This is a genomic window from Nonomuraea sp. ATR24 (assembly GCF_041950485.1).
Lineage (GTDB): Bacteria > Actinomycetota > Actinomycetes > Streptosporangiales > Streptosporangiaceae > Nonomuraea > Nonomuraea ceibae.
The window spans coordinates 82,410-95,767 of record NZ_JBGNUU010000020.1 but is presented as its reverse complement, the minus strand read 5'-3'; the positions used below and the strand labels follow the sequence as shown (position 1 = coordinate 95,767).

15 protein-coding genes are annotated in these 13,358 nt (G+C 71.4%); 6 read left to right on the top strand and 9 right to left on the bottom strand.

Going from position 1 to position 13,358, the window contains the following annotated elements:
• Positions 1–4: 4 nt before the first annotated feature.
• Genes ACBI99_RS35955 through purU form a run of 3 tightly spaced genes read right to left on the bottom strand, consistent with a single transcriptional unit; the run spans position 5 to position 2,199 of the window.
• Positions 5–388, bottom strand: a complete 384-nt coding sequence (locus ACBI99_RS35955) for a hypothetical protein (RefSeq protein WP_357590146.1) — start codon at positions 386–388, stop codon at positions 5–7.
• Between the two features lie 60 nt (positions 389–448).
• Positions 449–1,312, bottom strand: a complete 864-nt coding sequence (locus ACBI99_RS35950) for an SDR family oxidoreductase (protein WP_219504016.1) — start codon at positions 1,310–1,312, stop codon at positions 449–451.
• A gap of 35 nt (positions 1,313–1,347) precedes the next feature.
• Positions 1,348–2,199 (bottom strand): formyltetrahydrofolate deformylase, encoded by an 852-nt coding sequence (gene purU / locus ACBI99_RS35945; protein WP_357590144.1) that lies wholly within the window; start codon positions 2,197–2,199, stop codon positions 1,348–1,350.
• Between the two features lie 95 nt (positions 2,200–2,294).
• Between purU and ACBI99_RS35940 the strand changes: the two genes are divergently transcribed.
• Genes ACBI99_RS35940 through ACBI99_RS35930 form a run of 3 tightly spaced genes read left to right on the top strand, consistent with a single transcriptional unit; the run spans position 2,295 to position 4,319 of the window.
• Entirely contained in the window at positions 2,295–3,239 is a 945-nt protein-coding gene (locus tag ACBI99_RS35940; protein ID WP_375074497.1) for an inorganic phosphate transporter, read from the top strand.
• On the top strand, positions 3,236–3,868 hold the full coding sequence (locus ACBI99_RS35935) for a DUF47 domain-containing protein (RefSeq protein ID WP_219504010.1): 633 nt from the start codon (positions 3,236–3,238) through the stop codon (positions 3,866–3,868). Before ACBI99_RS35940 ends, ACBI99_RS35935 begins: the two co-directional genes overlap by 4 nt.
• Positions 3,869–3,872: 4 nt before the next feature.
• Positions 3,873–4,319 carry an NUDIX domain-containing protein gene (locus ACBI99_RS35930; RefSeq protein WP_357590142.1) on the top strand — a complete coding sequence of 149 codons (447 nt, stop codon included), beginning with the start codon at positions 3,873–3,875 and terminating at the stop codon, positions 4,317–4,319.
• Here ACBI99_RS35930 and ACBI99_RS35925 read toward each other — a convergent pair.
• The 6 genes from ACBI99_RS35925 to ACBI99_RS35900 form a co-directional block, all read right to left on the bottom strand.
• Positions 4,301–5,083 (bottom strand): hypothetical protein, encoded by a 783-nt coding sequence (locus ACBI99_RS35925; protein ID WP_219504003.1) that lies wholly within the window; start codon positions 5,081–5,083, stop codon positions 4,301–4,303. The genes ACBI99_RS35930 and ACBI99_RS35925 overlap by 19 nt on opposite strands.
• Positions 5,084–5,113: 30 nt before the next feature.
• Positions 5,114–5,566, bottom strand: coding sequence for a hypothetical protein (locus ACBI99_RS35920; protein WP_219504000.1), 453 nt, complete (start codon positions 5,564–5,566; stop codon positions 5,114–5,116).
• A gap of 12 nt (positions 5,567–5,578) precedes the next feature.
• A complete protein-coding gene (locus ACBI99_RS35915; RefSeq protein ID WP_375074496.1) occupies positions 5,579–7,165 on the bottom strand; it encodes a tetratricopeptide repeat protein in 1,587 nt (528 codons plus the stop codon).
• A 309-nt stretch (positions 7,166–7,474) separates the two neighbouring features.
• Complete coding sequence (locus ACBI99_RS35910; protein ID WP_219503997.1) at positions 7,475–8,695, bottom strand: DMT family transporter; 1,221 nt, start codon at positions 8,693–8,695, stop codon at positions 7,475–7,477.
• Positions 8,696–8,958: 263 nt separating this feature from the next.
• Positions 8,959–9,444, bottom strand: coding sequence for a GNAT family N-acetyltransferase (locus tag ACBI99_RS35905; RefSeq protein ID WP_357590138.1), 486 nt, complete (start codon positions 9,442–9,444; stop codon positions 8,959–8,961).
• The gene (locus tag ACBI99_RS35900) at positions 9,441–11,006 is read right to left on the bottom strand and encodes an XRE family transcriptional regulator (RefSeq protein ID WP_219503991.1); all 1,566 of its coding nucleotides are present in this window, start codon (positions 11,004–11,006) and stop codon (positions 9,441–9,443) included. The genes ACBI99_RS35905 and ACBI99_RS35900 overlap by 4 nt, the downstream gene beginning before the upstream one ends.
• A gap of 313 nt (positions 11,007–11,319) precedes the next feature.
• Here ACBI99_RS35900 and ACBI99_RS35895 point away from each other — a divergent pair, with 313 nt between their 5' ends.
• The 3 genes from ACBI99_RS35895 to ACBI99_RS35885 all read left to right on the top strand — a co-directional run bounded on the left by ACBI99_RS35895 (position 11,320) and on the right by ACBI99_RS35885 (position 13,353).
• The gene (locus ACBI99_RS35895; RefSeq protein WP_308125713.1) at positions 11,320–11,568 is read left to right on the top strand and encodes a hypothetical protein; all 249 of its coding nucleotides are present in this window, start codon (positions 11,320–11,322) and stop codon (positions 11,566–11,568) included.
• A gap of 480 nt (positions 11,569–12,048) precedes the next feature.
• The gene (locus ACBI99_RS35890; RefSeq protein ID WP_219503983.1) at positions 12,049–12,963 is read left to right on the top strand and encodes a mechanosensitive ion channel family protein; all 915 of its coding nucleotides are present in this window, start codon (positions 12,049–12,051) and stop codon (positions 12,961–12,963) included.
• Positions 12,964–12,972: 9 nt separating this feature from the next.
• A complete protein-coding gene (locus ACBI99_RS35885; RefSeq protein ID WP_308125712.1) occupies positions 12,973–13,353 on the top strand; it encodes a globin in 381 nt (126 codons plus the stop codon).
• Positions 13,354–13,358 lie beyond the last annotated feature (5 nt).

The window sequence follows — 13,358 nt, the reverse complement described above, 5'->3', positions numbered from 1 at the left end:
CTGATCAGTCGTCGTCATCGCCGCCGTCGTCATCGTCATCGTCGTCGCCCCCTGGCCTGGGTGACGGCGGTCTGACCGGTTCGGCCTTGGTCTTGCGCTTGGACGGCGAGGCCGCCGGCTCGGGCGTTCCGGCGGGGGTCCCCTCCGGCGTGGCCTCCGGGGTGGCCTCCGGCGTGGCCTTTGGCGTGCTTTCCGGCGTGGTTTCCGGGGCCGGCTCCGGCGCGGTCCGCTCCGGGGTGGCGGCGCCCTCCGAGCCGGCGCTGCGTGACACGACGACGGGACCGCCCAGCTCCGGCCCGCTGCCCGCGGCCAGCGTGAACCCGTACACCATGAACCCGGCCAGGACCACGCCGGCCACGATCATGACCAGGGGTGCTCGACGTTTCATGGCACCGAGCATGCCGTCTTCCGAGGAGACGAGTCTGAGGCTCTGATGAGAAAACTCTCATCAGCCGGGCAGCGTCTCCCCTCCGATCGGCGCCAGGATCTCGCCGGTGTAGTACGAGGAGAGCCGTTCGGCGGCGAAGAAGACGTACGAGGGCGCGATCTCGTCGGGGTCGGCCGCCCGTTTCATCGGCACCTGCTTGCCGAACTCGTCGACCTTCTCCGGCGGGAACGTGGCGGGGATGAGCGGGGTCCAGACCGGGCCGGGAGCCACGGCGTTGACCCGGATGCCGCGTTCGACCAGGTTCTGGGCCATCGAGTAGGTGAAGGCGTTGATCGCTCCCTTCGTGGCGGCGTAGTCGATGAGCGTCTTGTTGCCGCGCAGCCCGTTGATGGAGGAGGTGTTGATGATGGCGGCGCCCTCGCGCAGGTGCGGCAGGGCGGCCTTGGTCACCCGGTAGTAGCTGTGGATGTTGACGGCGAACGTGTGCTCCCACTGCTCGTCGGTCAGCTCGTCGAGCGAGTCGACCGGGGCCTGGTAGGCGACGTTGTTGACGACGATGTCCAGGCCGCCGAGCTCGGAGACGGCCCGTTCGACGGCTTGCAGGCAGTTGTCGCGGTCGGCGAGGTCGCCGGGGATCAGCACGCAGCGCCGCCCGGCCTCCTCGACGAGCTTCCTGGTGTGGTTGGCGTCCTCGTGCTCGCTCAGGTAGGCGATGGCCACGTCGGCGCCCTCCTTGGCGAAGGCGACGCAGACCGCCCGGCCGATGCCGGAGTCGCCCCCGGTCACCAGCGCGCGCTTGCCGTCGAGCAGGCCGCGGCCGGTGTAGCCGCGCATCTCGTCGCGCGGCTCGGGCGCCATCTGCCCGGTGTGTCCGGGGTAGGGCTGGTCCTGGGCCGGCGGCGTGGAATTCGGTTGTTCTGGCATGCCGTCGCCGTGCCCCCTCCGGCGGCCGGTTAACGTCAGCGGGGGAAGACGACGGTCTTGTGTCCGTCAAGAAGAACCCGCTGCTCGGCGTGCCATTTCACGGCTCTGGCCAGGGCCGTGCACTCGACGTCGCGGCCGATGGCGGCCAGGTCCTCGGGCGAGTGGCTGTGGTTGACCCTGGCCACCTCCTGCTCGATGATCGGCCCCTCGTCGAGGTCGGAGGTGACGTAGTGGGCGGTGGCGCCGATGAGCTTGACGCCGCGCCCGTGGGCCTGGTGGTAGGGCCTGGCGCCCTTGAACGACGGCAGGAACGAGTGGTGGATGTTGATCGCCCGCCCGGCGAGCTTGGCGCACAGGTCCTCCGACAGCACCTGCATGTAGCGGGCCAGCACGACCAGGTCGATCCGGTAGTGCTCGACCAGCGCCAGCACCTCGGCCTCCTGCCTGGGCTTGGTGTCGGGGGTGACGGGCAGGTGGTGGTAGTCGATGCCGTGCGACTGGGTGAGCGGGCGCAGGTCGGGGTGGTTGGAGACGACGGCGGCGATCTCGACGTCGAGGCTGCCGGAGCGCACCCGGTAGAGCAGGTCGTTGAGACAGTGGTCGAACTTGCTGACCATGATGAGCACGCGCGGCCTGGTGGCCGTGTCGCGGAGCTGGATCTGCATGCCGAACTCCGGCGCCAGCGCGGCGAACGCGGCGCGCACCTCGTCGCCGGGCAGCGTGGCGGTGAACTGCACGCGCATGAAGAAGCGCGCCTGCTCCCGGTCGCCGAACTGCTGGCTCTCGGTGATGTTGCAGCCGTGCCGCGCCAGAAGGCCGGCGACGGCGGCCACCACCCCGGGGCGGTCCGGGCAGGACAGCGTGAGGACGTATTCGGCAGCGTTCATGGTGGTCAGAGCCTACCGGCCGGGCGGGTGCGCTGATCCACCCGATCTTGGGTAGGTATTAGGACATTACGGACGTTTCTTGCCAGGGGGTGTGTGTGCCGCTCGACGCGGTGGTGCTGGTCGCGATCGCGGGCCTGTTCGCCGTCGTGACCGGGATGAACGACGGCGGGGCGCTGCTGGCCACCGGCCTCAAGCTGCCCACGGTCCGGCCCGTCACGGGCATCCTCACGCTCGTCGTGCTCGTCGCGCTCGTCCCGCTCGTCACGCACCAGGTGGCGCTGACGTTCGTGACGCGACTGGCCACCTTCGACGGCCCCGGCGGCCGGATCGCCACCATCATCGCCGTGCTCAGCGCGCTGACCGTGGTGCTCGTGCTCAGCGCCAAGGGCAGGCCGACCAGCCTCACGCTGGCCGTCGTCGGCGGCCTCGCCGGGGCCGGGCTCGGCTGGGGGCTGCCGGTCTCGGGCGGTTCCGTCGCGCTCGTGCTCGCCTTCGGCCTGGCCGCCCCCGTCGTCGGCGGGCTGCTGGCCTGGGCGACGACCGTGCTCCTGCTCAAGCTCACGACCGCGCGCGGCCTGTGGAACTGGCACCGGGCCGGCTTCCTGCTCCAGACCGTCGCGTACGCGGCCAACGACGGGCAGAAGATGCTCGCCGTCTTCATGATCGCGCTCGGCTTCTCCGGCGCGCCGCTGCCGTACACGTCGCTGGTGGCCGTCCTGTTCGGCCTCGGAGCCCTGTACGGCCTGCCCAAGGCGGGCCGCACGCTCAGCCGGGAGATCATCGCCTTCCGCCCGCTGCACGGGGTGTCGGCGGAGCTGTCGGCCGGGGCCGCGGTGCTGGGCTGCTCGGCCCTCGGCATGCCGGTGAGCATGACCCAGGCCATCGCCGGCGGGCTGATCGGCGCCGGAGTCAACCACGGCGGCGGCCGGGTCCGCTGGTATGCCGCCGTCAAGATCGTGACCGCGTGGCTGCTGACGCTGCCGGCCAGCGCGGCGCTCGCGGCACTGGCGGCGTACGCGGGGAAGGGAGTTGCGGGGTGAGGCGGCTGCGCCGGATCCGGGACCTGCTGGCCGGGCGGATGGACAGCGCGCTGTCCGAAGCGCTGCTGGGTCAGCTGGCGGCGACCAAGGAGGGCGCCTGGCTGGCCATGGCGATGATCGGCGGCGAGGTGGGCAGGACGGGCGCGCACGAGCAGATGCGCTCGATCGAGCACCTGGGCGACGAGGAGCGCCGCCGCCTGGTCGAGGAGCTCAAGTCGGCCCTGGTCACGCCCATCGACCGGGAGGACCTGTTCCGGCTGTCGCGCTCGATCGACGACGTGCTCGACTCGCTGCGCGACTTCGTCCGCGAGTCGCACCTGTACCAGGTGAAGGACCAGATCCGCTTCACGCCCCTGCTCGACCAGGTCATCGTCGGCATCGACGCGCTGGAGAACGCGGTGCGCGACCTGGTCTCCAGCCCGTCGGCCGTGGTGCAGGACGCGCTGGAGGCCAAGAAGACGGGCAGCGCGATCCGGCGCATGTACCAGTACGAGATCTCGCGCATCTTCTCCGGCGAGCTGACGGCCGAGGCGATGAAGGAGCGCGAGCTCGTCCGCCGCCTGGAGATCGTCGGCATCGCGATCAGCGAGGCCGCCGATGCCATAGCGGACGGAGCCATGAAACGCTGACCGGATGGAGCTCACCAGCGACCGCCCCGCCGCCCGGGTCGTCTGCCTCGACCGCGACGGCCGGGTGCTGCTCATGCACTGGTACGACAAGGTCAGCGGCCAGGACGTGTGGGAGCCGCCGGGCGGCGGGCTCGACCCGGGCGAGACGCCGCTGGAGGCGGCCAGGCGGGAGCTGACCGAGGAGACCGGGCTGCCGGGCTCGGCCGTGCTGGACCGGCACGTCGCGGTCGAGCGCGACTTCACCTGGCTGGGCGTGCGCTACGTCAAGACCGAGGCGTTCTTCCTGGCGCGCTTCGACGCCGCCCGGCCGCCGGTCGAGCCGCGCGATCTCACCCCGGAGGAGCGCGAGGCCTATCTCGGCCACCTGTGGGCCCGGGAGCTGCCCGAGCGGGTCGACCCGCCCACGCTGGCCGCGGTGGTCGCCGAGCTGGGTCAGGGCGTGTCGCGGTAGCCCAGCTCGGCCAGCGTCTCGGCCATCAGGGCGCGCAGCAGCGGCCCCGCTATCCGCTCGTGCTCGCCCTCGACCGGCTGCCCGTCGGCCGCCCTGGCGTGGTAGGTCTCGCGCTCGTGCGCGTCGGTGTAGGGCTGGGCGGTGAGCGCGACCACGACCGTGGCCCGGGTGCCGCCGCTGGGCAGCACGGCGACCGCGTGGGTGCGCAGGCACGTCTCGTCCGGCTCGCCGAACCAGCCGCACTTGACCCCGGCCTCCGGCGCCTCCAGCACCTCACGCGCGCCGAACGCCTGCGAGCCCTCCACCCGGCGCATCCACTCCAGCACGTCGCCGGCGACCGGGTCGCCGGCCAGCGCCGCCTGGGCGAGCGCGGCGTAGGCGGTGGCGACCTCCTCGGCGGCCACCTCGACGGAGCCGAACCGTGACGGGTCGCCGTTGTGCATCGACCAGGCGACGCCGGTGCGCTGGTAGATGTCGTCGAGGATGACCAGCGGCCCGACGGCGAGCCACAGGCTGCGGGTGTCGGCGTTGGACGAGATCACCACGGCAGGCTCGGCGTGGCGGCGCCAGCGCTCGGCGTCGGGGATGCGCCCGGCCGTCACCCAGGCGTACAGCGGCTTGAGCAGCGAGGCGCAGCGCAGCCGGTGCGGCCCCGACCTGACGGCGACGGTGCGCGCGGGCGGGCCGCCGTGGCCCCGGCTGATGCCGGCCGCCTGGGCGCCGGCTCCTCGTTGCAGATCACGTAGCAGCGCGTTGAAGCCCACCCGCCCACCGTAACCGGATTCCGGCGGCATTCAGAGTGGCGCGCGGAGCCAGATCGCCATCAGGGCGAGCGGCACCAGCGCCAGCACCCCGAGCGCGGTCAGCCGCCGCCACCGGGCGGCCAGGCCGGGCGTGGTGGCGAACCCGGCGGCGCCGCCCGCGACCGCGAACGCCGCCGCCGCGGTGGCGGCCTGCGGCCAGGAGGCGGTCCACGACGGCAGCGCCTCTCCGGCGAGCCGGAGCACCGCGAGCATCCAGGCGGCCCGCACCGCCACCCGGCGGCCGTGCGCGACCCCCACGCGGCCCAGCACCCAGGCGGCTCCCGCCAGGAACGCCGCGGTGATGAGGACGAGCGCGGCGACGCTGGGAGCCAGGCACGGCCAGTCGCCGCAGGACATCCCCCTCCGGGCGAGCCGGATCGTGGCCCACCAGAGAAGCCCGAGTGCCGCGTACACCCCTGCGGATCGCCCGGTTCGTCCTGCCATGCGGCCATGATGTCACCGGGAGGCGCGCTCGTCGTCCGCCTCGGCCTCGGCCGTGCGGCCCAGCGCCCGCAGCGCGACGGCGCGGTTGGCGTACAGGTCGGGCTGCGGCTCCAGCGTGATCGCCTGGGTCAGGTCCGCGACCGCGCCCGCGAGGTCGCCCGCCTCGTAGCGGAGCACGCCCCGGTTGCCCCACGCGGCGGCCAGCCCGGGGGCCAGGCCGATGGCCGCGTCGAGCGCCCGCCTGGCCTCCGGCAGCCGCCCGGCGGCCGTCTCGAGCTGGCCGAGCACCGTGAGCAGGTGCGGGCTGTCCGGCTTCAGCGCCAGCCCGGCCGTGACGTCGGCCCTGGCCTCGTCGTCGCGTTCGAGCGCGGCCAGCAGCCCGGCGCGGTTGACGTAGGCGTCCACGAAGGACGGGTCGAGCTCGACGACCCGGCCCAGGTCGGCCAGCGCCCCCTCCACGTCACCTGCGGCGATGCGCAGCTCCGCCCGGTTGTAGTGCGCCTCCGGCAGCGGCGGCCCCACCCGCAGCGCCGTCTCGTAGTCGGCCAGCGCCTCGGCGTCGCGGCCCAGCCTGGCCAGCAGGTTCCCGCGGTCCAGGTAGTGGTCGGGGAACATCGGGTCGATCGCGATCGCGGCGGCGTAGTCCTCCAGCGCCTCCTTGGCCCGGCCCGTCGCCGCCAGCAGCTGCGCCCGGTTGGCCAGCAGCACCATGCGGTGCACCGGATGCCGCTCCCCCAGCTCGCGGGCCAGCTCGATGGCCGACTCGACCAGCGCCAGCGCCCGGTCGGGCCGCCCCTGCCTGAACTCGATCAGCGCCAGCCCGTTACGGTCGAAGCCGAGCTTGAACGCCCGCTGCGCCGGGTCGGGCAGCAGCGTCGAGATGGCGATCGCCTCGTTGATCCAGCCCCGGGCCCGGCCCAGGTCGCGCCGCTCGGGGTCGGGGTCGCGGGCGTCCAGCATGGCCAGGCCGTACGCGCTCGCGGCGTGCACGGCGGGGTCGCGGCTGGCGCGGCGGGCCTGCTCCCACAGCTCCCGCGCCTCCCCCCGCCGCCCGAGCCCGCCGAGCGCCGTCGCGGCCCGCTGCGCGAACCGCCACCACTGCTCGCCGCCCGGCTCGCTCAGCGTCAGCCCGCGCCCGGCGAGCTCGGCCACCGCGTGCAGGAACCCTTCGTGTACGCACCGGTCCACGAGGGTCCAGAGCTCGGCGGCGTCACGGGTGTCGGGAGGCGGTTCGGGGCCGCCGGAGTAGAGGGTGATGGCCAGCGTGGCGGGCGGCACGCGGCGCATCAGCACGCCGATCAGCTCGACGTCGGTGGGGTCGGCCTGGTCGCCGTTGCAGACGGCCAGGTCGTGGCCGGGCGGCACGGCCGTACGGACGAACTCGGCGATCCCGTTGGCCAGCCGGAGCGTGCGGCGGGGGGCGGGCACCAGGATGCGCTCGTCCTCGGGCAGGTCCGCGTCGACGGTCACCCGCCGGGCGGGCACCAGGTGCCGCAGCTCGGGCGCGACGGCGCGGATCTCGATGTCGTGGCGGGCCACCAGGTCGGCGGACCGTTCCAAAACGGCCGGGACCAGGTGGGCCAGCAGCGCTGCTCCCACGGTGTAAGGACCGCGCGGCCGCCCATGCCCGTCGATCATCGGCATCAGCGGCCGCGCCTCTCGCGTGCGGGCGGACGGACCGCCCACGACCTCGAGGTGGGACCTTTCCTCGATCACCCCTTGTGAATGACGCTGGAGGTCCCACCCAACCGCGCGGTACCGGGCTTGCGGACGGCGATGCGTTTCATGGTGCACCTCTCCACTGGGGGTAATTCTATTATTCGGACACTCCACCGATTATCAAGATTAACGATGAATAAGTGAGGGCATAATAGCCAGTTGTGCTCTTAGTTTTGTGGTGATTTGTGCCTATTGGGGACGAAACCAGCCGGGCAAAGGCTGAGAAGATCCCCTTTCTTCAGATTCCGCCATCAGCTCGCACAGGCATCGGCCCAGCAAGGTCACCGATTGGCAGCAGCCGGGAGGCGAAAGATTCTTGGAACGCACGATCAAAGTCGCGCGTTCGATCAGCCGCTCCAGGCTCGGCTCACGCACGCCCTTGAGCGAATGCTCGGTCCGCGGACATTGCCCGATGCTCGCGCACGAGCGCTTGACGAGCACGGGGGCGATCTCGCCCGACAGGTTCAGCGGGTCGCCGCGCCTGACCTTGAGCTCGCCCAGCACCCGCGAGGCCCGCCGCGACACCACGAGCAGGCGGCGGCGCTCGGCGTCGGTCTCGTCGACCGCGCCGGACGACGGCACCGCGAGCAGCATCGAGACCGCCATCAGCCCGCCGCCCACCACCATGCTCCAGCCGAGCGCCTCGTCGAACCAGATCACGGCGATCGCCGCCACCCAGAACGGCTGCGACGACATCAGCACCGCACTGGGCACCGCCGGCACGTGCGCCTGGCCGTACGAGCGAGCCAGGAAGCCCAGCGCGCAGGAGATGACCGACAGGTGCGCGAGCACCGCCCAGTCGGGCACGGACGCCGGCAGCGAGACCCCGTCGCGCACCGCCAGCACGCCCGTCAGCGCCCCGATGGAGCCGAGCTGGATCACGGTCAGCGCGTAGGCGTTGAAGCCCTCGCCCTTCCTCGACAGCCGCGCCAGCATCAGCGTGTGGCCCGAGTAGAGCGCCGCGGCCGAGAGCGTCACGCCGAGCGCCAGCATCTCGACAGGGTGGTCCTCCGAGTTGCGCAGCAGCGTGAACACGGTCATCCCGGCCAGCGCGAGCCCCACCCCGATCCAGACCCGCACCGGCACCCGGACCCGGAACAGCGCCAGCGCCATCAGCGGCGTGATCACCACGTTGCAGCCGACGGCGAACCCCGACACGGACGCCGACAGACTGTCCAGCGCGACGGCCTGCGCCGCCTGCCCGACCCCGAACATGACCCCCAGGACGATCCCGTTGACCCACGTCCCCCGTGACAGCCCGCGCAGGCAGCGGGGCCGGATGAGCAGCAGCGTGACGGCCGCCAGCGAGTAGCGCTCGGCGAGCAGGTCGTCCACCGGTAACCGCTCGATGAGATCCTTCATCAGCGGGAACGCCGACCCCCATGCGGCGCTGACGAACAACAGAAGCACGGCTCCCGTAAGGGGGCGGGGAGCGGGCACGACTGCCATGCCAGGAAGCATGCCACTACGATGTGAAGCCGCCGGAGTACAGGCAGCGTCTGGTGATGTTCCTCTACCACCTGGAGTGAAGACCCTCACTCGAAGGACCGGGCAACCTTATCCTCTGGCTCAGCCGAAACGCCGATTCCCCTCCATATCGCCGCGCCCCTCCGGCACCGTCCGGAGAGGCGGGGAACAAGGCAGGTGGCGCGTCCGGGAGGGGCGGACCGGAGCTACAGCTCGACGGTCGCCGGGACGAGGCGCTTCTCACCGTAGACGACGGTGAGCGGGCCGATCTGGCGGCGGGAGGTCTCACGCCAGCCCTGACGGGCGTACAGGGCCAGAGCGGCCCCCTGGTTGAGCGTGGTGTCGCCGCGCAGGCAGCGGAAGCCGAGCTCGACGGCCCGGGCCTCCAGCGCCGACAGCATGGCGGCGCCGAAACCGCGCCGCTGGTGCGCCGGGTGGACACGGAGCCGGCACACCTCGGCCGTCTCCGTGTCGACCGGCTTGAGGCCGCCCATGGCGACCACGTGCGAGTCGGCCTCGCCGACCAGGAAGTCGCCCCCGCACGCCAGGTAGAGCTCCTGGATGCGGGGGAAGTCGTCGTCGTAGTAGACACCGTCGCCCGGCGTCAGGCCCACCTCGGCGAGGCAGATCTTGTGCAGGGTCTGGATGGTGTCGAGGTCAGACCAGCGGTAGCGGCGTATCCGAAGACTCATGCACCGCCACTCCCTTCCTTGTGGAGCTGGCGGGGCTGCCGCAGCTCCTCCCTGAAGGCCGGCAGGTCCGGATGGTTGGGGTTCTTGGCGACGATCGCCTGCTCCAGCGCCATCGCCGGCCGCATGATGAAGTCGGTGCGGTATTCGGGCCCGAGCAGCCGCAGCGCCTCCCGGCCGATCCTGATCGCGTCGTCGAGGTCGCCCTCGATGACGCGGCACTGCGCCCGGTCGAACCTGATCAGCGTCTGATCGAGGATGTGGTCCTGATACTTGTCGAGGGCCTGGTCGAGGACGACCTCGGCCTCCAGGGTCTGGCCGAGCTTGGTGAGCACGTCGCCCTGGTAGAAGTAGAGCTGCTTCTCGGTGTAGCCGAACGCCATGTCCTCCTGGTCGTCGGTCTTCATGTGGGCGAACGCGCTGCGGGCCCGGGCCAGCGCCCGCTTGGCCTGGTCGACGACCTCCTTTTTGCTGTCGGTGCCCGACAGCATGGCCAGCGCCCTGGCCTCGACGACCGGCGCCATCGCCTGGGCGACGCAGGGCGTCTGGCCGGCCAGGTCGCGGCTCTTCTTGGCCAGCGTGAGCGCTTCGCGGGCGTCGCCGTAATAGAGCGGGACGAGCGCTTCGCGGGCGGTCACCCAGGCGCGCAGGGCGCGGTCGCCGGTCTCGTCGGCGGCCGTGCGCCCGGTGCGGAAGAACGAGCGGGCGAGCCGCTGGTCACCGAGGTTTATCATGATCATGCCGCTCAGCCCGGCGAGCTGCGCGGCCATGCGGCACAGGCGCTCCTGGAGGTCGATCGGCTGCCGCCGCGACATCGCGTTGCGCACGGCGCTCAGCTCCAGCAGCACGTCGCACAGCAGCCGGAGCGGAGCCGTGGTCGTGTATTGCCGGCCGAACGCGAGCGTCGCCTCCTCCCACTGGTCGAGCATCGCCGGGGAGACGGTGGCCGACACGAGCGTGTAGTCCATCCGCCGCCGGATGCCTTCACAAGCGCCGAGCACCGGCCCGTCGAGCTTGGCCTCGCTCGGATCGCTGGACAGAAGCTGTAAAAGCGTGCGCCGGAGGATGTTCTCATCCTCCTCGCTGTCGGAGATCCGGTCCGGATGCGCCGAGGGCTTCGGCAGATCCGGCGGCACCGCCAGCGCGGCGCCGTGCCGCCCCTCCAGATCGAGGGCCACCGTGCCCGGCATCCGGTGGTTGTGGCCGCAGATGCACGGCCCGTCGAAGCCGAGCGCGGCCGGCTCCACCCGGTAGACGGTGCACAGGTAGTGCAGGTATTCGGGGCCTGGGCGTTTCAGCCCGCTCTCGTAGGCCGACAGCAGCGTCTCGCCGATGCCCGGCGCCGCCTTGTCGTCACGCTGGAACAACGCCCGGATCTGCTCGATGACGTCGGCCAGCGCGATGCCGCACGCCAGCCGCTGAGCCTTGACCCGGGTCGTGCCGTACTGGGCGCTGCACGCCTCGTAGATCTCTTCAGCGATCTGGGCAGCGGTGCGCCCGACGGCAAGGCCCTTGGCCCTGATCCGCCGTGCCTGCTCCGTTTCCCTGTGCTGTCTGCCGGACATCCCGGCCCCTCTCACGCTGAGTCCTGACCGGCTCACAGCCTAGTCACTCTGAGTAGCGTCTAGGTTGCAGTCCGCCTAACCACGACTATGGACTATTGATGACAGGAAGAAAACGCTCTTCTGAAGCTTACGGTTAAGGATCGTCCTACCGCGGACTGTTTCTTACATCCCCCGGGTGAGAAGGCAACTCCCTGTGAGCAGAGGGCCGCGTTGCGCCGCCCGCCGCCATGAGTCATCTTTGGCGCACCGGTTCCGGAATCACAGGGAGGGACGAAAGGTGGGGGACGACAACTTCGGGCATTTGGAGCGTCTGGTGTCCGAACTCGACGCCCGCGGCTTGCTCGCGCGAGTGGTCAGAACACAGAGTGGACGCGTTTTCGTCCGCGTGATCAATCCGAACGCGACGAGCCTGACCGAGAACGTCACCTGTCGGCCGGCGCAGGCCGCCGACCTGCCGGACTGGTGGTACTGCTGGTCCTGGGGGGAGCGGATGCACACCGTCGACGATCCGGCCGGCGCGGCGACCAAGGTCGCCCGCGTGCTCGCCGCCGTGGGGGAGTGACAGGGCGGTGATCCCGGTGGAGCGCAGCCACCGCGGTTCACCGTCCCCACGGCGGCTCCACGGAGCCGGCGGGGCGGCCGGTGCGGAGGGTCCCCGGTTCCGGGGGCCTCTGGCCACCCCGTCGGCTCCGACCATCACAGAGAGTAACCAGACCACGTCTCCCGGGCAGTCCCGGGAGACGTCGGGGACCCCCTCCCCGGAAACGGAACGGGACGCGCTTCCGGGTGCGCGTCCCGTCCGAGCCGTCCGTCATCGGAGCGTCAGGCACCGCCCTCCGCGGCCCAGGTGCCCGGCGACCCCGTCTTCCCCGGCGTGATGTGACGGCGGCCGGTTCGGTCGGCGGTATCTTTTGGGGCGAATCGGCCCTATGCCGCCGACCGAACCGCTTCCTAGGAGGGCCCCTCCGTGCTCGTGCTGTCCCCGCCGCCAAAGACTCCGGAATCGACCGGACTGCCCGATTTGGACAAGGTAGGCAGCCAGATGGCGGACATCTGCAACGCGGACACGTTCCTCTGCAAGGCCCTGGTCGGCTGGTTCCAGAACGCGACCTGGGCCCCGTTCGTGGCCAGCGCGATCACGATCGCGCTGATCCTGATCATCGGCTTCGTGATCCGTAACATCGCGCACCGGCTGATCACCAGGGTCGTCAACCGCGCCGCCACCCGCAGCTCGCTGGCCAGCCGCTTCCGGCGCGGCCCCGCGCCCGAGGGCATCGACGCCCTGCTGCACGAGCGCCGCAGGCAGCGCGCCGAGACGATGGGCTCGGTGCTCAAGCACGTCGCCACCATCGTGATCCTCGGCACCACGGTGCTGACCGTGCTCGACCGGCTGACGATCCCCATCGCGCCGCTGCTCACCAGCGTCGGCATCCTCGGCGTGGCCATCGGCTTCGGCGCCCAGGAGCTGGTCAAGGACTTCATCGCCGGCATGTTCATGCTGCTGGAGGACCAGTACGGGGTCGGCGACGTGATCGACGCGGGCGCCGCGGTGGGCACGGTCGAGGCGGTCACCCTGCGCGTGACCCGGCTGCGCGACGCCGACGGCCGGGTCTGGTACGTGCGCAACGGCACCATCACCCGCGTCGGCAACGAGTCGCAGGGCTGGTCGCGCGCCTACATGGACGTCCCGGTCGGCTATGACAGCGACATCACCACCGTCCGGCTGATCCTGGAGCAGGTGGCCGAGGAGATCTGGGCCGACTCCGAGTTCCGCGAGTCGAAGATCGTGGAGCCGCCGGAGGTGTTCGGCGTGGAGCAGCTCTCCGACAGCATGCTGGTCTTCCGCCTGGCGGCCAAGACGCTGCCCGCGCAGCAGGCTCCGGTGGCGCGTGAGCTGAGGGTGCGGGTGAAGGCGGCGCTCGACTCCGCGGGCATCGCCATGGTCCCCAACGCATAGGCTGGAGACGTGACTGAGATCTCCTTCTATGAGGCCGTCGGGGGTGAGGAGACGTTCCGGCGTCTCGTCCACCGTTTCTACGAAGGGGTGGCCGACGACCCGCTGCTGCGCCCGCTCTACCCGGAGGAAGACCTCACGGGCGCCGAAGACCGGCTGCGCGGCTTCCTGATCCAGTACTGGGGCGGCCCCAACACCTACAGCCAGCAGCGCGGCCACCCCCGGCTGCGGATGCGGCACGTGCCGTTCGTGATCGGCGAGGCCGAGCGTGACGCGTGGCTCAAGCACATGCGCGACGCCGTCGACTCGCTGGAGCTGCCCGAGGACCAGGACAAGCGCCTGTGGGACTACCTCGTGTACGCGGCGCAGAGCTTGGTGAACTCCCCTGCATAACGGGC

Coding starts and splice junctions, on each gene's coding strand:
- ACBI99_RS35900 (WP_219503991.1), bottom strand. CDS start 11,006: ATGTCCGGCAGACAGCACAGGGAAACGGAGCAGGCACGGCGGATCAGG.
- ACBI99_RS35930 (WP_357590142.1), top strand. CDS start 3,873: ATGGAGCTCACCAGCGACCGCCCCGCCGCCCGGGTCGTCTGCCTCGAC.
- ACBI99_RS35905 (WP_357590138.1), bottom strand. CDS start 9,444: ATGAGTCTTCGGATACGCCGCTACCGCTGGTCTGACCTCGACACCATC.
- purU (WP_357590144.1), bottom strand. CDS start 2,199: ATGAACGCTGCCGAATACGTCCTCACGCTGTCCTGCCCGGACCGCCCC.
- ACBI99_RS35955 (WP_357590146.1), bottom strand. CDS start 388: ATGAAACGTCGAGCACCCCTGGTCATGATCGTGGCCGGCGTGGTCCTG.
- ACBI99_RS35890 (WP_219503983.1), top strand. CDS start 12,049: ATGGCGGACATCTGCAACGCGGACACGTTCCTCTGCAAGGCCCTGGTC.
- ACBI99_RS35920 (WP_219504000.1), bottom strand. CDS start 5,566: ATGGCAGGACGAACCGGGCGATCCGCAGGGGTGTACGCGGCACTCGGG.
- ACBI99_RS35950 (WP_219504016.1), bottom strand. CDS start 1,312: ATGCCAGAACAACCGAATTCCACGCCGCCGGCCCAGGACCAGCCCTAC.